Below are 19,763 nucleotides of genomic sequence, written 5' to 3' on the forward strand. Positions count from 1 at the left end.
TGGATTCATATCCTGGTACTGCTTGTTCTTTCACTTCATACTTATATGCTGCTCCGTCTGCATCATATGCTTGGAGATTTTCAAATGTGTACTTCCATTCTGTTGCCGCTGTTACTTCTTTTGTATCTACTACTTTACCGTTTTGTAAAAGATCTACTTTGATCATTTCCGGACGATCTGTTGCGTTATCGTCTTTCCATGTTTTCGTTCCTTCTACTTTTGTTTCGCCTACTTTTGTATTTGTGATGTCAGTACCATTTACTTTGGATTCATATCCTGGTACTGCTTGTTCTTTCACTTCATACTTGTACGCTACTCCATTTTCATCATACGCTGCTAAACCTTTGAATTCATATTTCCAGCCTGTTGCTTTGCTTACTTCTTGCGTCGCAATCACTGTACCATTTTGTAAAAGGTCTACTTTAATCATTTCCGGACGGTCTGTTGCGTTATCGTCCTTCCATGTCTTCGTTCCTTCTACTTTTGTTTGACCTACTTTTGTATTTGTGATGTCAGTACCACTTACTTTGGATTCATATCCTGGTACTGGCTGTTCTTTCACTTCATACTTGTACGCTACTCCATTTTCATCGTATGCTTGGAGATTTTCAAACGTATACTTCCAGTTTGTTTCTGCTGTTACTTCTTTTGTATCTACTACTTTACCGTTTTGTAGTAAGTCTACTTTAATCGAGCTTGGACGATCTGTTGCGTTATTATCGTTCCACGTTTTTGTTCCTTCTACTTTTGTTTCGCCTACTTTTGTATTTGTGATGTCATAACCGTGTACGTCAGATTGGTATCCCGCTACTGGCTGTTCCTTCACTTCATACTTGTACGCTACTCCATTTTCATCATACGCTACTAAATCTTTGAATTCATATTTCCAGCCTGTTGCTTTGCTTACTTCTTGCGTCGCAATCACTGTACCATTTTGTAAAAGGTCTACTTTAATCATTTCCGGACGATCTGTTGCGTTATCGTCTTTCCATGTCTTCGTTCCTTCTACTTTGGTTGTTTGTATCACTTTTGTATTTGTAATGTCATAACCATTTACTTCTGTTGTGTATCCATCTATCGGTTGTTCTTTTACTTCATACTTGTACGCTACTCCATTTGCATCATAGGCTGCTAGGTTGTCAAATTTGTATTTCCAACCATCTGCCGCTGTTACTTCTTTCGTGTCTACTACTTTCCCATTTTGTAGTAATTCTACTTTGATTGAACTTGGACGATTTTTCTCATTATCGCCTTTCCACGTCTTCGTCCCTGCAATAGATGTAGTTTTCACTTTATTCGAAATCGGTAGTTTAATTCCGTTTATAGCATCTGATTTAACTTCAAAAATCACTTTTGCTTTAGGATCGAAATCAACATAGTCTGGAGCTGAAATTTCTTGCACATAATATTTACCTGGTTGTAAATTAGGGATTTCAATTACCCCTTTTTCATCTGTTTTATATACATCTCCAACTTTTTCACCAGACTCTTTATACAACTCAAACGAAACATTTGGGATTACTTTTTCTTCATCCCCTTCAATATGCTTCACAATTTTTAGCGTTCCTCTTGGAACCACGTTACCTTCAGCACCGCCGCCAGCTGTCATATTTTCGACTGGGTGAGTACCCGATTCAGTAACTTGTTTTTCATTTAGAACTTGGTAATCAATCGTATAATCATTCTTAAAAAAATCTTGCTTCTTCCCAGCTTCCGTTATAGTAGATGTATAACCAATCGTAAAGGAGGCAAGACGTGCTTTATCCTTATTAAGCACAACTTTAAATGATCTGTCTCCGGTAAAGGTAATTGTTCCGTAACCTTGCTTTTCAAGCTCTTGTAGCGTTAAAGATCGACGACCTAGATGATCATCTATACTTATATAGAAACTATCCTTATTAAGTGTTTGACCTTCCTGTAAATTATCAGTCACAACAATATCACGACTTAAATCTTCTTTATTTAAGTTTATATTTAAAAACCAACGTACCTCACCTGGCTTACCTCTCATATCACCAGTTTTATAAAAAAACGGACCCTTTCCAGGATCTGTACCACCACCGCTTGTTGGACCGGTAATTGTTACAGATTGCTTATCTACATTTGTACCTAAATTGGTTTCAATCGTTGTCTTTTCATCCGTTCCTACATTGGCAGCTTCCACGAAAAAGTTTAAATACCCTTTAATATTTTGATGTGTACTCACTTTATCATTAAATGTACATACCACAGTACCTGCAGTGACTTTACAAGTACCATAGTCATCTAATAGAAACTCTGTATCTAATCCTTTTAATTCTGGAGGCAGTGTTAATGTTAGTGTGTCTCCAGCCTTCAGCTTAAGACCATCTTTTTCACTGAAGTTTACAGTGACTTTAGTCTGTTGTCCGATATAAAGATCTGTTTTATCAATCTTAAAACTATCCACAAGTCCTGCTGTGTTTAGTTCTTGTGCATTTGCTACTATAGGTAAAAGACTCTGGCCTATAGTAAACATAAAAATCATTATAATCGAAAAAATCGAAGTTATTCTTTTTAAATACATACTCTATGTTAGCCTCCTCATAATTTGAAATATAAATAGTTTCTGGCACAAACATGTTATGACGAAAATTCTGTTATCCAACTATTTCACCTGCGTATTTTTAATAGCTACTATGATTTCTTCCCTCCTTCACTACTACTTAACAACTTGAAATTTGATTTTTTATAATTCTATCTAACATTTTCAACACGCCTACAATTATGTACTTTTGACCTATATTTTTTAATAGGAACATAGATAAACTTTGATAAAGAAGTTTAAATAATAAATACATATAAACGACAGATACTGGTATACATTTAAAATCAGGAAAAAATGATTTAAAATGCATTCCAGACGAAACTCATGACAACCATTTTTCTTTTTGTGCCTTAGGGATTATAAAATGATTATTCTATTTGTAAAAGATTTTAGTGCGGGCAAATATAGACTAACTACTTCACAGCAAATATGCATCCTATCAACTTCCATACTTATCGTCCTGAAAAAATAACGAAAATTACGGATCATAGTCGCATTCAGCATACCAGCAAAAAAGCTTATAAATGTGGAGCGAGTTAAAATATTACGAACGAAGTATTGTTTGTCTATGAAGATAAAAGAAATATTCTCCAAATCTGAATAAAGTGGAACAAGTTTTGGGGTAACTAAAAACGTTTTTGATTTTCAACTGATTTCAGGTGAATTTTGCAGAAATACGGGAATCAGTTTTTTCATTTTTGGAGTATATAAATGGGTGTCGAGAAAAAGGGTTTCTCCTGATGGATCTGATTCTAGAGCTATGCTAAAAAATTAAAATAAACCTACATATTATCTATCCGCTAAAAATTTTTAATTTCTTTACAAATAATAAAATATTTATATATACTTATATATATTTATGTATTAATATATAAGTATAAGCGATGTTAAATCAAAAATAAGAGGTGTATATCGCCTCATTATTTTTATCGAATCTAAAAAACCAAGTTGATTAGCACAAAATCCCTAACTCTTTAAATAAATAAGAAGTTTTGAAGATTACCTACTAAGTTGTTAGGTAGATTATAAATTTAAGTACACTTACCTTGATTGTAATAACATGATTTAAAGCAATTACAACATTCCCTATTAGCTTTTCATCAATAAATAATACAGACATGCCTTTTTTCGTAATTCCCCCAAAAAACAACAAATTTTTTCCATAGTCTATTATTCTAGAATTGTTACCAAAAATCAATAGTTAATTGTTTTTCCCCATTTTCACTTCATTATTATAAGGCGTCTTTAGGTTAATCGATTATCCTATTTTACATATCATATTCTGGCTAAGATTCACCACCCTCATAGAATTCTCCTTAATTTACAAAGCATTATATATTTATGTTTTTCAGAAAAACCCACCTTTCTTTTAAAAGTAATAACATCTGTATCCTCATTAAAAATATGCAAATAATTCAGGTTTTACTTTTCTATTTCTCAATATAAATTATTAAAATAAAAAAACATATAATAAAGTCTTTATCCGTCTTGTTTTGTCAGTCCAAAAGAAAAAACAATTAGTTATAGTAAAAATCACCCACTTTAAAGTGGTGACATTTTATTGAGAAAATACATATATGCATAAAAGCATATTTCCTCCTATTCATTATCATATACAATATTAACTGTAACAAGAATAATTACAACTAATAAGGAGGCTTTTTCTACTATGAAAAAAATGATTTTAGCCGGTGCGTTAACTTTAGCAGGAATTACTGGTGCTACCGCGTTTATTCCAGAAACAAAGGTCGCTGCTGCCGTTCAAGAACAAAGCTTTACAAAATTTTATTCTTTGCAAACTGGAAGTAGTTCTGAACAAGAACCTGTTTTCCTTCAAAAGGGACAAGAGTTAACAATTCAACCTAATAGCAAAACTCCTAGTTACAGTGTTTATGACTCAAATCATAACCTTATTGGACGTTATTCTGATGGGTACGGCCGAATTTTCACTGCAAAAACAGATGGGAATATGTACGTTCAATTTCATGCACCTTATGTTTACTATAGTCCTGTTAGCTTTTCGGTTACGTATACAATTCGATAAAATAAAGGGCCCTTCCCAAGGGCCTTTATTTTGTTTCCCAATTCACTTTTACAAAACCATCTTTCACCATTAAACCACTTATACTAAATACATACTTTTCATTCGCTTTCAATGTAGCTTTGAAAGTACCTTTTTTCGATTCACAGATCTCTTTTAACTCTCTTATACCTTCTCCTTGCCTTTCAAACAAGCTAAAGCATAAATTCCCACGTTTTGCGTCTGTCTCATAAGAAAATGTCACTTCTGTATCCTTCTCGTACTGAATTTCAATATCTTTCCCAGCAATATCCCATGATGAGAATTTTGCTTCATAACTTGTCTCTCCTTGCTTCTCACTTTCTAAATATATTTCACCCGCTTTCCACATATCATCTAACGTTTGAACGAAAGCAAAGCCGCTCAGCAATACAAACATCGCACTTGCAAATATGACAACTAATGTTATCTTTTGTTTTTTCATAGCCTTCATTGTATGTTCTCCTTCTATTTTCTTGTTACTTCTTCGTATCATATATAACAAAACTCCAATAAAAAATGGCAATACAATCGCTATAACACTCCACCACTTACTTATTCCACGCGTTTTTGCATCTGTATACACCCATGATGCTACACATACTAAAAGTGCTATAAAAGTCAAAAGCATTGTAATCCCAGCTATCTTAAATACTACAAATGGATTAGTGAACTCTATCATGTAATTTATACTCCTTCTTTAAAAATGACTGTATGACAATATATATAGGAATGTATAAGTGCATCACTATAACAAGTGCTATTATGATAGTTTTTTTATTATCTAAATGAACAACAAACTGTTCTACCATAATTGTTAATAAGACAATCCAAGTAACATGTATACAAACAAACCATCTTTTCTCTAATTTCCGAGCTTTTCGCACACCATCTTTTGTTTTATTTAACAGCTCTGCGCTAGGAACCATTTCTCCCGCTAAGCTACTTTTTATCTTCTGATCAAACTTATCTTCCGTCATAAACGAACCCCTCCAGATGTTCCCGCATTTGCTTCTTCGCATAATTAAGGCGGTATTTCACCGTACCAATCGGTATATTTAATATTTCGCTCATTTCTTTATAAGAGTATTGTTCATAATAGTAGAGTACGAGCACGGTTTTATATTTTTCATTCAATAACTGTATAACTTCCCGTATCATTCCCGCTTCCACTTTTCGAATAAATTCTTCTGATATATTCACTTCATCTGCGAAATCGATTTCTCCATCACCCTCTTTATGAAACAAATCCAATACGCGATCTTTCAACCTTTTCTTCTTACGATAAAAGTCATAAAACGTACGAACACAAATTGTAGTAATCCATTTTTTATAATTTTCCACGCAAGAAAGCTGGTGCCTAGAGGAAAAAACTTTTATCCAAGTCTCTTGAAAAATATCTTCCGCATCTTCTTTCGTCTTTGCTAATTTATAGCATAAGGAATATATTTGCTGCTTATATATATCAATTAATTCTTCTACCTTTTCTTCCATCTTAAACCTCCTGTCATTTATATAAGACGACGCAAATTCTCCTTTTGTTTGATAAAATTTTATTTTTTTATTATCTCCATATAAAAAGGCAATCACAACATCGTGTGATTGCCTTTTACTAAAAGCGAAAAATCGGCTCTTATTCTGAACGAGTCGCTTCCGCTTTTCTTTATGTCTAGCTCTGCCTCCTAGCCCCTTCCGTCTAAGAACCTTCCCCACGAGAAGATAAAATGCATCTTCTGTGGGAAAGAACCTTAGCCTTCGGGACTAAACAGTCGGCTCCGCTTTTCTTTATTACATTTTTTCTGGTGCAGATACTCCTACGATTGCTAATGCGTTTTGAAGTGTAGTGCGTACTGCTTTCATTAACTCGTAGCGAGCTTTACTTAATTCTAAGTTATCTTGGTTTAATACTTTTTCTGCATTGTAGAAGCTGTGTAATGCTGCTGCTAATTCAAATGCATAGCTTGTAATGCGGTGTGGCAGACGTTTTTGCGCTGCATCCGCAACTACAGCTGGGAATTCACCAAGTTTTTTCAGTAACTCTACTTCTTTCTCAGAAGTAACAAGCTTGTAATTCACGTCTCCGCCTGTAGCTAATCCTAACTCTTCACCTTGACGAAGGATACTGCATACGCGAGCATGAGCATATTGTGCATAGTATACTGGGTTTTCATTAGATTTTGATACAGCTAAGTCCATATCAAAGTCTAAATGAGAATCACCGCTACGCATTGCGAAGAAGTAACGCATTGCGTCCACGCCTACTTCTTCCATAAGCTCACGAAGTGTAACTGCTTTACCTGTACGCTTACTCATCTTCATTTTTTCACCATTTTGGTACAGTTGTACCATTTGGATGATTTCTACTTCAAGTGTTTCTTTATCGTAACCAAGTGCTTGAATAGCAGCTTTCATACGAGGAATGTAACCGTGGTGGTCAGCACCCCAAATATTGATTAACTTATCGAAACCACGCTCTAATTTATCACGGTGGTAAGCGATATCTGGCGTTAAGTATGTGTAAGAACCGTCGTTTTTAATTAATACACGGTTTTTGTCGTCACCGTAAGTCATAGAACGGAACCAAGTTGCACCGCCTTCTTCAAAGATCTCATCACGCTCTTTTAATACTGCAAGTGCAGCATCGATTTTTCCGTTTTTGTATAATGATGTTTCTGAGAACCATACATCGAATTTAACACGGAAGCTTTCTAAGTCTTTTTGAAGTTTTGCTAACTCATATTTTAAACCGTATGAACGATAAAACTCATAGCTTTCTTCTGCATCAGCTTTTGCATAACGATCACCAAATTCTTCAGCTAAAAGCTTACCGATTCCAATGATGTCCGCACCATGGTATCCGTCTTCTGGCATTTCTTTCTCTAGGCCTAAAGCTTGCATGTAACGAGCTTCAACAGAAAGAGCTAAGTTATGAATTTGGTTACCAGCGTCATTAATGTAGTACTCACGAGATACATCGTAACCTGCTTTTGCTAATACGTTACATAGAGTGTCACCTACTGCCGCACCACGTGCATGTCCTAAGTGAAGGTCACCTGTTGGGTTCGCAGAGACGAACTCAATTTGTACTTTTTCACCTTTACCAGTATTCGTTTCACCATAAGCTTCGCCAGCGTTAACGATTGTTGGGATTAAGTCTGTTAAGTAGCTATTATCCATATAGAAGTTAATGAAACCAGGACCTGCGATTTCAATTTTTTCAATAGAAGCTTTTGCTTTATCGAAGTTTGCAACTAATTCTTCTGCAATCATACGAGGTGCTTTTTTCGCAACGCGTGCAAGTTGCATTGCCATATTTGTAGAGAAATCACCATTTGTTTTATCTTTTGGGGATTCTAATACAACGTTTGGAATCTGTTCTTCTGTCGCTAATTCCGCCTTTAATACAGCAGCTTGAATTTCTTCTTTAATTAATCCTTTTACTTGTTCTAAAGAATTCATTATTTTGCCTCCTTCAAATTAAGTGTAATTGTATATCTGCCAGCTTCTTGTTCACTTAGAAGCAATGCGTACGTTAAGAAAAGTTGTCCTTTTTTCTTTTCATCCGACCATTTAAAAAGAACGTTATCAGTTTTCGTTTGCAATGCAAACGTACCAAGTTCGCTCGTATACGTACCAGTTGTCCATTCACCTTTCACATGCGTTTGACGCATTGAAACAGCACCTGAACGCATAATGAGAACTTGTTCACCTTGAATTTTAATAATTGTTTTCACTTCGCCCTGTTCGTTCGGCTCTTGGAATGTTACATATGTACCTTGACCTTTTACATAGTATTGACCATTTGCTTCAAAAGCAACGGTTTCCTTCCTCGCCCCTTCACGGATTTCTGTTACGAAATGAACGTGTACCGGCAAGCCTGCAAGTTGTTTCTCCACGTCTTGCACACCCTTCACATGTTATAGATATTAAATAATGTATATAATAAATCACTTTTCCTATCATATCAAAAAAAACCTCTGTCTGTCTGCTGAAAAATCAGGAAAACTCCTTTTCAAAAAATAATTCACCTTCACCTTATTTCATATGATAAAATATTTTTTAAATCTAAATATTCTTTCATTTAAAGAGGTGAATTATGTGCTACCAACAAAATTGAAAAAAGGTGATGAAATTAGAGTTATTTCACCATCTTGTAGTTTAAGTATTGTCTCAAATACGAACCAAGAGCTTGCTATAAAAAGATTAACTGACATGGGCTTTCAAGTTACATTCTCAACATATGCTGATGAGATCGATCGATTTGCTTCCTCTTCCATTTCTTCACGCATTCAAGACCTCCACGAAGCATTTAGAGACCCGAATGTAAAAGCCATTTTAACGACACTTGGCGGATACAACTCTAATGGTTTATTGAAACATCTCAATTATAATTTAATTCGAGAAAATCCGAAATTTTTCTGTGGCTATTCTGATATTACCGCTTTAAATAATGCCATCTACGCAAAAACAGGACTCGTTACATATTCAGGACCCCATTTCTCTTCATTTGGAATGGAGAAAGGACTTGAGTATACGAACGATTACTTTTTAAAATGCTTAACTTCTAATGAGCCTATTGAAGTCCTGCCATCTGAAACATGGAGCGATGATTCTTGGTACATTAATCAGGAAAATCGAGAATTCATTAAAAATGAAGGATATGTTTCAATTCACGAAGGCGAAGCAACTGGAGAGATTATCGGTGGTAATATGAGCACATTGAATTTACTACAAGGTACACCGTATATGCCAAATTTACAGGATAAAATTTTATTTCTTGAAGAGGATAGTTTAACTGGAACAGCTACCCTTAAAACTTTTGATCGTTATTTACATTCCCTTATGCAGCAGCCAGATTTTGAGTGCGTAAAGGGCATCGTTATAGGAAAGATGCAAAAAGGTGCAGAATGTACGATAGAAGACATTCAAGAAATGATCGCTTCAAAACCTGAACTTGCACATATCCCTATCATTGCAAACGCAAGTTTCGGGCATACAACCCCGATTTTCACTTTCCCAATTGGTGGACGTGCAAAAATCATTTCTAACAAAGAAAAGACATCTATCACCATTTTAACGTACTAAAAAAGGAGCGAATAAGTCGCTCCTTTTATGGTTTTTCTATTTTTTCCAACGCTTTTTGCGGAATTAATTCTTTTGAGATTTCAGCCCATCCTTTTCCTTGCATACCTTTTGCATAAATTTTTACAAATGCCCCCGTATGCAATTCACGGTTCATCATTCTTTTCACAACTTGTAACTTTCCGTCTTCTGTATACCCTTTAAATGTATACAAGTATTCACCATCTTTTTTCTCACCTTTATCTACAACCGCATAATAATCTTGTATTTCTTTATTTGAAAAGAAGTTGTCTACAAAAGCATGTACACCTTCTGTTTTTGTGTTTAAATAATATGCTGTTCCCCCCAAAATAATGGCGAACACAGCTAAAACTTTAATTACCAATTTCATAAATGCGCCTCCTGTTTGCACTTCTTTCTCACTAATCTTATGTCTATACATGTATTATACGAAAAACAACATACTATACTCTATCGAAACGCCTTACACTTTCCTTACATTATTGTAAGAGTTTTTCCCTTTATAGCAAATTCCCATCAAAAAATTTTTCCGTTTAACAAACTTTTATATTATTATTGAATGATACGAATTTTTATTACAAAAATCAAAGGAGACAGTTTTCAAATGGCTATCTTGCAAGGTTTAGCACTATTACTTGTTGTACTTTGTCTATTTACACTTTTTAGTTACCGTGCTCCTTACGGCATGAAAGCAATGGGTGCTTTAGCTAATGCAGCAATCGCAAGTTTTCTTATTGAAGCATTTCACCGTTATATCGGTGGAGAAATGTTTCATAATGACTTTTTACAATCAGTAGGAGAAGCTTCTGGTAGTATGAGCGGTGTCGCAGCGGCAATTTTAGTCGCACTAGCAATCGGTGTTTCACCCGTATATGCTGTTTTAATCGGTATCGCTACTAGTGGATTCGGTATTTTACCAGGATTTTTCGCTGGATACATTTGCGCTTTCGTCGTGAAATTTCTCGAAAAGAAATTACCAGCTGGTGTAGAATTTTTAGCAATTTTATTTATTGCTGCACCAATTTCGCGCGGAATGGCCATGCTTATGGATCCGCTCGTGAACGCAACACTCGGTAAAATCGGTTCTATGATTTCAGTTGCAACTACAGAAAGTCCAATCATTATGGGTATTATGCTTGGTGGATTAATAACAGTTATTTCTACCTCTCCATTAAGCTCTATGGCACTAACTGCAATGCTTGGATTAACAGGTTTACCAATGGCAATTGGTAGTCTTGCCGTAGCAGCCTCAGCCCCGATGAACTTTATTTTCTTTAAGCGACTAAAAATTTGCTCAAAGAAAGACACAATCGCTGTAGCAATCGAGCCTTTAACACAAGCCGATGTTGTTTCAGCAAATCCAATTCCAATTTATGCGACAAACTTCGTTGGCGGTGCACTTGCTGGTATTATTACATCTCTGTTCCAGCTCGTTAATAATGCGCCAGGAACAGCATCACCAATCCCAGGACTTCTTGTCTTATTCGGATTTAATGACGTTGTAAAAGTAACAATTGCTGCTGTATTATGTGGAATCGTTACCACGATTGTTGGATATATCGGATCAATCATATTCCGCAAATATCCAATTCGTTCTGCTGATGAAATTCGCGGCATTACTTCAGAAGAGAAAGTTGCATAAAAAAAGAGTCCCCTATTCATATAGGAGGCTCTTTTTTTTATGCAGCTATGGCAGCTAGAATCTCCAGCCATTTCACACTCTCTGTCGAGCATTCCATGACCTGCGATTCTGAGCAAGCCGCTTCCGCTTTTACTTCTATCCAGTTACATCTCCTAGACCCTTGCGTCTAAGAACCTTCCCTGCCAAAAGGTAAAAAGCATCTTTTGCAGGAAAGAACCTTAGTCACTGGGTCTAAACAGTCGGCTTCACTTTTACTTTATCTAGCTGCAGCGGCTAGAATGATCGGTGGCTTCGCTTCTTCCTTCGAGGCAAAAAACGCCTCTACGTCTGAAGCTCCATCCCCCTCACATTCTGAGCGAGCCGCTTCCGCTTTTATTTTACCCAACCGAGCAGCATTTCCCGCACGAATTTGCTTGCTGCGACTGGTGTTTGGTCACTATGGTCGTAGACAGGAGCTACTTCTACTAAGTCTGCTCCAACTACATTTATATTTGAATTTGCAATTGCCACGATGGAATCTAATAATTCTTTAGATGTGATACCTCCAGCTTCTAACGTTCCTGTTCCTGGAGCGTGAGCTGGGTCTAATACGTCAATGTCGATTGTGACATAAACTGGGCGTCCTGCAAGTTTCGGTAATACTTCTTTTAACGGTTCTAATACGTCAAATTTATATAAGTTCATACCTACTTCTTTTGCCCATTCGAATTCTTCCTTCATTCCAGAACGAATACCGAAAGAATATACGTTTTCCGGACCAATTAAATCGCACACTTTACGAATAGGTGTAGAGTGGGATAAAGGCTCCCCTTCATACGATTCACGTAAATCAGTATGGGCATCCATATGGATGATTGCTAAATCCGGATATTTTTTTGCCATTGCCTTAAAAATTGGCCAAGACACTAAGTGCTCACCGCCGAGACCTAGTGGAAACTTATCGGCATCTAAAAGTTTTGATACATACTCTTCAATCATGTCTATGCTACGCTGTGGATTTCCAAATGGTAATGGAATATCACCCGCATCAAAATATTTTACCTCTTCTAGTTCACGATCTAAATATGGGCTATATTCTTCAAGACCGATTGATACTTCACGAATACGTGCAGGGCCAAAACGAGAACCTGGACGGTAGCTTACTGTCCAATCCATTGGCATCCCGTAAATAACTGCCTCTGACTCTTCAAAACTTGGATGACTTTTAATAAATACTTTACCTGAATAAGCTTCATCAAAACGCATACTCTTTTCCTCCTTATGTGGAACTTAAGGTATCCCAACCTTTCATTATTTCTCAAATTTGGAGCGCATTGCTCCTCTTTCTCGATTTACCGGTGTCTTCTGTTTCATAACAAGAAGACGATTTTCTTTACAGGAGTGTACGTAGCTAGCATGTTCAAGTCTTCTGGACAAACACCTTAAATGAGCTACTTACACTTTATTTGTTCAATACGATTCCCTTACTTAATTAAATCGCCAACAAATTTCGGTAATGCGAATGCTGCATTGTGTAATTCTTTTGTGTAGTATTTCGTTTCGATTTCGTGGAAACGCTCTTCACTTACTTCTAATGGATCATGTTTTTTAGATCCAATTGTGAACGTCCACAGACCACTTGGGTAAGTTGGAATATTCGCTGTGTATAAACGAGTAATTGGGAAGATCTCTTTTACGTCTTTAAACACAGTTGTAATTAGTTCTGGTGTGAACCAAGGGTTGTCCGTTTGTGCAACGAAAATACCGTCTTCTTTTAACGCTTTAGAGATTCCAGCGTAGAAACCTTTTGTAAATAAGTTTACTGCTGGTCCTACTGGCTCAGTAGAATCTACCATAATTACATCATATTCATTTTCGCTTTCTGCGATGTGTAGGAAACCGTCTCCTACTTTTACTTCTACACGCTCATTATCTAATGCGCCTGCAATTGATGGTAAGTATTGTTTAGAGTACTCAATTACTTTTCCATCGATTTCAACAAGAGTTGCTTTCTTTACGCTTGGGTGTTTTAACACTTCACGAATAACACCACCATCGCCACCACCTACAACTAATACGTTTTCAGGGTTTGGATGTGTAAATAAAGGTACGTGCGCTACCATTTCATGATAAACGAACTCATCTTTTTCTGTTGTCATAACCATGCCGTCTAAAATAAGCATGTTTCCGAACTCTTCTGTTTCAACCATATCAAGTTTTTGGAATTCTGTTTGCTCCGTATGTAATGTGCGGTTAATACGCGCCGTAATCCCAAAATGTTTTGTTTGTTTTTCAGTGAACCATAGTTCCATCGTACAATCACGCCTCTCAATGCAAATTTATAATAGGGACATCATTAATGTCCCCTAACAAAAATAAAACAAAACATCCAAAAAGTATAGCTAAAAGTACAAAAATACCGAAAATATATTTTAGTCAGAGGGTTCTAACATATATATGAAAAAGGATTACCCTGTAATAGGAAAGAAAACCCTTTCTTAAGAAAGGGTTTTTGTCTCTACTTCTACCGGATTTCGAACCGGAATTAAAATCATTACGCAACCAACTAATACAACAATTCCACCGACTAAAAACGGACTTTGTGGTGAAACAGTGTGACCGATGATTCCTGATAAGATTGGAGCAATTGCGCCACCTAACCAACGAACGAAGTTATAAACACCTGATGTAACAGATCTTTCATAAGGTGAAATATCCATTACATAACTTGTAAATAATGCATTATTTAATCCGGATGCTAATCCTGATAGAACAATTAATACAATTTGTAACCACATAATTTTCACAAAGAATAGTGCGATTAAGAAAAGCGCAAATACGAGTAAACTACCTTTCAACAATGCTTTTGGCTCATATTTCCCTTCTAACTTGTGAGCCAAAATTGCAGAACCGTAAGCTAACGCTAATCCCCATCCGCAAAATACGAATCCTAATTGAATAGCAGATAAATGCATAATAAGTGGTGAATATGCTAATACAACGAAAAATCCGTAGTAGTATAACATTCCTGAAATTGCACCTTGCATAAACGGTTTATACTTCACCAGGTTAAGTAATTCTCCCACGCCTGCCGCTTTACGCTTAACTTTTCGCTCCGGTTCTTTTACAAAAAAGAAAACTAAAATAAATGCTAAGAAAATTAAAATACTCGTCGCAAAAAATGGGTAACGCCAAGAATGTCCACCTAATATCCCGCCTAATAACGGTCCGCCTGCCATCCCTAAACCGATAGCTGCTTCATATAATCCTACTGCTTCATGAACTTCTTTACTTAATGCAATCAATAGTGTCATCGCCGTTGCGAAGAACATTGCATTTCCTAATCCCCATCCTGCGCGGAAAAGAGATAATTGGGCAATCGTTTGCGATATACCGCATATAAACGCAAATACAGTCACAATTGCAAGACCAATCGTCATCATTCGTTTATCACCAAATCTCGAGGCGAATACTCCAGCTGGTAACATCATAATTGCCATCGTTAAAATATATGCTGTAAATAACATCTCTACTTGCCAATGAGATGCACCAATTTGCTCAGCAATGCTTGGTAAGATTGGATCGACTACCCCTATACCCGAAAAGGCAAGGAAGGTAGCCACCACTGTAATCAATCTCCCTAGTTTTTGTTTGCTCTCCATTTTGATCATTCTCCTTTTGTGCTATCTAAAAATGTCACTGCACGATGTAAGCTATCTTCAAGTTCTGCCTTTACACGTTGCATTTGCTCCATTTTCTCGTCTAGCGTTTGCACTTGTTTTTCAAGCATCTCTTTAATTTCTTGAATCACTTCGCGGTCACGAGGATTCTCACTATTTCTTCTTTGCTCCATTCTTTCTTTTAATGATAAGAAATGTTGCATTTCTTGAAGCGTAATCCCTAGCACTTCTTTCGCTTCCACAATCCCTTTAATTCTGGCGATGTCCTCGTCTGTATACAGGCGAATGTTCCCCTCACTACGTTCAGGGGGATGAATTAAACCAATTTCCTCATAATAACGAAGTGTACGTTTTGTTAAACCAACTTGCTTTGTGACTTCATCAATTTTATACATGTTTATTCCTCCCTTCACTCGATTATTACATTTTACGTTAACGTTAACTTTTGTGCAACTGTTAGACTTTTGTAAATGTTTATCCTATTCAATTGTATTTTTCCAAAAGCAGTTTCATAATGAAAGAAAAGAAACGATAAGGAGATTTCCGTATGAATAAACCACTTATTTTCGCTCATCGCGGGGTAAAAGGAACACATCCAGAAAATACAATGATTGCCTTCCAAGAAGCAGAACGTATTGGTGCTCATGGAATTGAACTTGATGTCCACCTATCAAAAGATGGTGAACTTGTCGTGATTCATGATGAAACAGTAGATCGTACAACAAATGGCATAGGTCTTGTTTCTGAAAAAACGGTAGCGGAATTACAGGCTTTAGATGCCGGCAGCCATAAAGACCCTTCTTTCCATGAAGCAAAAATCCCAACGTTACGCGAGGTATTCATTTGGCTATCTACAACAAAGTTACAGCTCAACATTGAGTTAAAAACAGATGTCATTCACTATCCAAACATTGAAGAAAAAGTTGTCGCTCTCGTTCGTGAATATCATCTATCTAATCAAATTGTATTCTCATCGTTTAACCACGATTCTGTTTCATTACTAGCAGAAATAGCTCCTGAAATTCCAAGAGCAATTTTATATGATACACCACTTGCTGATCCTATCGCTGAAGCAAAAAATAGAGAAGCAACTGGTTTACATCCAAACTTTCAATTACTAACAAAGGAATTTATTCAATTTGCACAAGATCAAGGGTACGTTTTCCGCCCTTATACGATTAACGAATACAAAGATTTACAAACTATGATTGACTATGGCGTAGATGTCATTATTACCGATTGGCCAGCACGTGCCTTTGAGCTCCTTTCTTAATTGAAGGAGCTTTTTGTTTTCGAAATTTCATTGTTTAAAATAACCGAAAACCCTCAATACTAATACAATAATGTTTGTATTAGTATTGAGGGGCTGAAAAAGATGGTTCAAACTATGAATCCGAAACTTAAAAAATATAAACGTCTTTTCTTCACCGTAATGTTTTCTTCTGTTCTTTTTTTCGTTTTTTCCTTTTTTGTTATTATTATAGTTGCAAAAATTATGGGACCTCCTCCTGTTGCTGTCCCACAAACAAGTGTCTTTTACGCTAATGATGACAGTGTTATCGGACAAAGTAATGAAATGCAAAAACGTTACAATGTATCTCTCAATGAAATTTCTCCTTATGTAAAAGAGGCGACACTTTCTATCGAAGATCAACGATTTTACAAACATCATGGCTTTGATATGAAACGTATTGCTGGTGCTATTGTTGCCGATTTAAAAGCGATGGCAAAGGTCCAAGGTGCTAGTACGATTACACAACAGTATGCTCGTAACCTATACTTAGATCATGATAAAACGTGGAAACGTAAACTATTAGAAGCGATGTACACAATTCGCCTTGAAGTGAACTATAATAAAAATCATATTTTAGAAGGATATTTAAATACAATTTATTACGGGCATGGTGCTTACGGAATCGAAGCTGCGTCTCGTCTATATTTCGATAAAACAGCAAAAGAATTAACATTAGCGGAAGCTAGTATGCTCGCAGGTATCCCGAAAGGACCTAGTGTCTACTCTCCCTTTTTAAAAGAGGATCGTGCGAAAGGACGACAATCTCTCATATTAGACGAAATGGTAGAACAAGGTTATATTACGAAGAAACAAGCTGCGGCAGCGAAGAAAGAGCCATTAACCTTTGCCTCATTAGATACGAAAAAAGTGGCAGAGATCGCGCCTTATTTCCAAGATGCTGTACAAGCTTCTCTTCTTCGTGATATCGGATTGGATGAACAAGCCTTACAAAAAGGTGGTTTACGTATTTATACAACGCTAGACCCTAAATTACAATCGGTCGCAGAGCAAGCTGTAAAAGATCATATACCTGACACAACAAACATACAAACTGCGCTCGTCTCTATGAATCCAAAAACAGGTGAAGTAGCTGCCCTTGTTGGTGGAACTGATTATAATACAAGTCAATTTAACAGGGCTACACAAGCCGCTCGCCAGCCTGGATCTACGTTTAAGCCATTCCTGTATTACGCGGCATTAGAACGAGGATTCACCCCTGCTACGCGCTTAAAAAGCGAATACACCGTGTTCACTTTAGGTGACGGTGTTTCAAAGTATAAACCGAAAAACTATAAAGACTATTATGCAGACGATTTTGTAACAATGGCGCAAGCTCTTGCGGTCTCTGATAACGTATATGCCGTGAAGACCAATTTATTTTTAGGCGAAGATATTCTTACAAAAACAGCGAAGCAATTCGGTATTACTACCGCATTAAAAGATGTTCCGTCTCTTGCTCTCGGTACATCTCCTGTAAAACCAATTGAAATGGTTAACGCTTATAGCATGTTCGCAAACGGTGGAAAAGAAGTAAAACCAGTGTTTATTCGCCGCATTATGGACCATGAAGGCAATATGTTATACGATGCTCATTTAGAAAGTAAGCAAGTTCTTGATAAGAGCAAAACGTTTGTGATGGAAGAAATGATGACGGGTATGTTTAATAAAAAACTAAGCAGTTATGCTGCTGTAACTGGTCAATCGATGTTATCAAAACTATCAAGAACATATGCCGGAAAATCTGGTTCTACTGAAACAGATAGTTGGATGATTGGATTTACCCCACAAATCGTAACGGGTGTATGGGTTGGATACGATCAACCTAAATCGATTTCAAATGTAGCAGAACAAGGATATGCAAAAAGAATATGGACCGATACGATGGAAAAAGGATTAGATGGACAACCTAAAAAAGATTTTAAACAACCAAGTGACGTCGTTGCAGTCGATATTAACCCTGAAAACGGAAAAATCGCTACAAAGAACTGTCCAATTTCAGTTAAAATGTATTTTGCAAAAGGTACAGAACCAACTGAATATTGTATGGATCATGTTGATGATAAAGAAGAATTTGAAAAGACAACTGAGGAAAAGAAAAAAACAAGTTGGTGGAAAAAATATCTTCCTTGGTAAAAAAAATAGCTGACGGGCATCCGTCAGCTATTTTTTATTCACTTAATAATGCGCGGCGCAATTCTTCACTAGATTCGTTCCAAATCGCTTCATTATGTTCTTTCAAGAACGTACCAAGTACTTTTTTAGATGATTCATCCATATGGTCAACCATAATGTGACGCTTCATTGATTTATCCATTTTGTTTACGTGCTCTGGAAGTGATTTATATCCGCGGCGAATTTCACGGTCAACTGTCATTTCACAAGCTGTTACACCTGCATAATAAGCACCTGTCGCAGTTCTTTCAATCGTTACCCATACAAGCCAAAATGGTTTTCCGTTTGGAACTTCATCTTTATTTGTTAAAAACTTAATACCTTTTTCGACTGTACTACGTGCATGCATTGCACCGATATCAACAAATGCTGTTTTCTCTAGTACATCGACAAATACGGGTGAAATATTTTCTAGACTTAATGCTCCAACACCAAAACCACCATGTCCATCTGTTGAATCATTTTTCACGATATTAAAACCGATTTTTTTCTTTTTCTCTGTCATATGTAAATTCCTCCTCACTTAATGATTATAAAAGGCCAAAAATAGGCGAAATGATACTGTCTAAAAATACAAATACATATGGAATGACAACATTAAAAATAGGTTGAATTGTATAATTGCTAAGCGGTGTAATAACAAGAATTAATAGCGCTATTGCTCCATACTTTTCATACTGTGTCATTTTCGCACGAATATTTGTTGGTGCTAGATCTTCCACAACTCGATACCCATCAAGTGGCGGAATTGGCAATAAGTTAAATACAAGTAACACGATATTAAGCATAATAAAAATTCGGAAGAATTGAGCCAATGTATCTGCTACTGCAAATGGAATTGAATCTAATACACCAAATGTTAATAGGCTATACCAAATAATTAAACCAATTGCACTTAGAATTAAGTTACTAATTGGGCCTGCAATTGAAACTAATATTCCTGCAAGACGTGGCCTTTTAAAGTTATATGGGTTAACAGGAACAGGTCTTGCCCAACCAAAACCAAGAATTAATACAGCGATCATCCCAATAGGATCTAAGTGCGCCATCGGTGATAATGTTAAACGGCCTTGCTTCTTTGCTGTATCGTCTCCAAATTTATATGCAACATATGCATGCGCAAATTCATGCACTGATAATGCAATAATAATGGCCATTGCTACCAACGGAATTTGGTGCAACGGATATCTAAATAACTGATCCATGCTTCATCTCCTCTTCAATATGTCAAAAAAAGAAAATATTTGTTTTTTCGATTGTTCTTCCCT

General features: G+C 36.4%; 18 protein-coding genes. 5 read left to right on the forward strand and 13 right to left on the reverse strand.

Annotated features, from left to right (window positions below; translation table 11 throughout):
- A partial coding sequence (locus tag K5S59_RS15225; RefSeq protein ID WP_220784062.1) for a Cna B-type domain-containing protein occupies window positions 1–2,545 on the reverse strand: 2,545 nt, incomplete at its 3' end.
- A gap of 1,690 nt (window positions 2,546–4,235) precedes the next feature.
- Here K5S59_RS15225 and K5S59_RS15230 point away from each other — a divergent pair.
- Window positions 4,236–4,610 (forward strand): hypothetical protein, encoded by a 375-nt coding sequence (locus tag K5S59_RS15230; RefSeq protein ID WP_120451035.1) that lies wholly within the window; start codon window positions 4,236–4,238, stop codon window positions 4,608–4,610.
- 25 nt (window positions 4,611–4,635) lie between these two features.
- On the opposite strand, the gene K5S59_RS15235 is transcribed toward K5S59_RS15230, so the two are convergent.
- The 5 genes from K5S59_RS15235 to K5S59_RS15255 form a co-directional block, all read right to left on the reverse strand.
- Window positions 4,636–5,307 (reverse strand): ABA4-like family protein, encoded by a 672-nt coding sequence (locus K5S59_RS15235; RefSeq protein ID WP_120451036.1) that lies wholly within the window; start codon window positions 5,305–5,307, stop codon window positions 4,636–4,638.
- Entirely contained in the window at window positions 5,291–5,605 is a 315-nt protein-coding gene (locus tag K5S59_RS15240) for a hypothetical protein (RefSeq protein ID WP_000133817.1), read from the reverse strand. Before K5S59_RS15240 ends, K5S59_RS15235 begins: the two co-directional genes overlap by 17 nt.
- The gene (locus K5S59_RS15245; RefSeq protein ID WP_098257990.1) at window positions 5,592–6,119 is read right to left on the reverse strand and encodes an RNA polymerase sigma factor; all 528 of its coding nucleotides are present in this window, start codon (window positions 6,117–6,119) and stop codon (window positions 5,592–5,594) included. The genes K5S59_RS15240 and K5S59_RS15245 overlap by 14 nt, the downstream gene beginning before the upstream one ends.
- 294 nt (window positions 6,120–6,413) lie before the next feature.
- On the reverse strand, window positions 6,414–8,084 hold the full coding sequence (argS, locus tag K5S59_RS15250; protein WP_001086441.1) for an arginine--tRNA ligase: 1,671 nt from the start codon (window positions 8,082–8,084) through the stop codon (window positions 6,414–6,416).
- Window positions 8,084–8,521, reverse strand: coding sequence for a YwiB family protein (locus K5S59_RS15255; RefSeq protein ID WP_000414871.1), 438 nt, complete (start codon window positions 8,519–8,521; stop codon window positions 8,084–8,086). Before K5S59_RS15255 ends, argS begins: the two co-directional genes overlap by 1 nt.
- Before the next feature lie 202 nt (window positions 8,522–8,723).
- On the opposite strand from K5S59_RS15255, the gene K5S59_RS15260 reads away from it, so the two are divergent.
- Window positions 8,724–9,710 carry a S66 family peptidase gene (locus K5S59_RS15260; RefSeq protein ID WP_120451037.1) on the forward strand — a complete coding sequence of 329 codons (987 nt, stop codon included), beginning with the start codon at window positions 8,724–8,726 and terminating at the stop codon, window positions 9,708–9,710.
- 25 nt (window positions 9,711–9,735) lie between these two features.
- On the opposite strand, the gene K5S59_RS15265 is transcribed toward K5S59_RS15260, so the two are convergent.
- Window positions 9,736–10,098 carry a YxeA family protein gene (locus K5S59_RS15265; protein WP_120451038.1) on the reverse strand — a complete coding sequence of 121 codons (363 nt, stop codon included), beginning with the start codon at window positions 10,096–10,098 and terminating at the stop codon, window positions 9,736–9,738.
- Window positions 10,099–10,332: 234 nt separating this feature from the next.
- Between K5S59_RS15265 and K5S59_RS15270 the strand changes: the two genes are divergently transcribed.
- Complete coding sequence (locus tag K5S59_RS15270; protein ID WP_000996305.1) at window positions 10,333–11,370, forward strand: PTS sugar transporter subunit IIC; 1,038 nt, start codon at window positions 10,333–10,335, stop codon at window positions 11,368–11,370.
- A 372-nt stretch (window positions 11,371–11,742) separates the two neighbouring features.
- Here the strand turns inward: K5S59_RS15270 and speB are convergent, their stop codons facing one another.
- From speB to K5S59_RS15290, 4 genes are all read right to left on the reverse strand, one after another.
- Complete coding sequence (speB, locus tag K5S59_RS15275) at window positions 11,743–12,615, reverse strand: agmatinase (protein ID WP_001209823.1); 873 nt, start codon at window positions 12,613–12,615, stop codon at window positions 11,743–11,745.
- A gap of 218 nt (window positions 12,616–12,833) precedes the next feature.
- Complete coding sequence (gene speE / locus K5S59_RS15280; protein ID WP_000424696.1) at window positions 12,834–13,661, reverse strand: polyamine aminopropyltransferase; 828 nt, start codon at window positions 13,659–13,661, stop codon at window positions 12,834–12,836.
- A 186-nt stretch (window positions 13,662–13,847) separates the two neighbouring features.
- A complete protein-coding gene (locus K5S59_RS15285; RefSeq protein ID WP_098238083.1) occupies window positions 13,848–15,011 on the reverse strand; it encodes an MFS transporter in 1,164 nt (387 codons plus the stop codon).
- A 5-nt stretch (window positions 15,012–15,016) separates the two neighbouring features.
- Window positions 15,017–15,424, reverse strand: coding sequence for a MerR family transcriptional regulator (locus K5S59_RS15290; RefSeq protein WP_120451039.1), 408 nt, complete (start codon window positions 15,422–15,424; stop codon window positions 15,017–15,019).
- 152 nt (window positions 15,425–15,576) lie between these two features.
- Here K5S59_RS15290 and K5S59_RS15295 point away from each other — a divergent pair, with 152 nt between their 5' ends.
- Together K5S59_RS15295 and K5S59_RS15300 are read left to right on the forward strand one after the other, a co-directional pair.
- Window positions 15,577–16,302: a glycerophosphodiester phosphodiesterase gene (locus K5S59_RS15295; RefSeq protein WP_001039755.1), complete on the forward strand. Its 726-nt coding sequence runs from the start codon at window positions 15,577–15,579 to the stop codon at window positions 16,300–16,302.
- A gap of 102 nt (window positions 16,303–16,404) precedes the next feature.
- Window positions 16,405–18,456 carry a transglycosylase domain-containing protein gene (locus tag K5S59_RS15300; RefSeq protein ID WP_000250890.1) on the forward strand — a complete coding sequence of 684 codons (2,052 nt, stop codon included), beginning with the start codon at window positions 16,405–16,407 and terminating at the stop codon, window positions 18,454–18,456.
- Window positions 18,457–18,490: 34 nt separating this feature from the next.
- On the opposite strand, the gene K5S59_RS15305 is transcribed toward K5S59_RS15300, so the two are convergent.
- Complete coding sequence (locus K5S59_RS15305) at window positions 18,491–19,000, reverse strand: YwhD family protein (RefSeq protein ID WP_000136683.1); 510 nt, start codon at window positions 18,998–19,000, stop codon at window positions 18,491–18,493.
- Between the two features lie 25 nt (window positions 19,001–19,025).
- Complete coding sequence (locus K5S59_RS15310; protein ID WP_000372449.1) at window positions 19,026–19,700, reverse strand: site-2 protease family protein; 675 nt, start codon at window positions 19,698–19,700, stop codon at window positions 19,026–19,028.
- Window positions 19,701–19,763 lie beyond the last annotated feature (63 nt).

The sequence above is a fragment of the Bacillus sp. BML-BC051 genome, from assembly GCF_019656175.1.
Lineage (GTDB): Bacteria > Bacillota > Bacilli > Bacillales > Bacillaceae_G > Bacillus_A > Bacillus_A mobilis.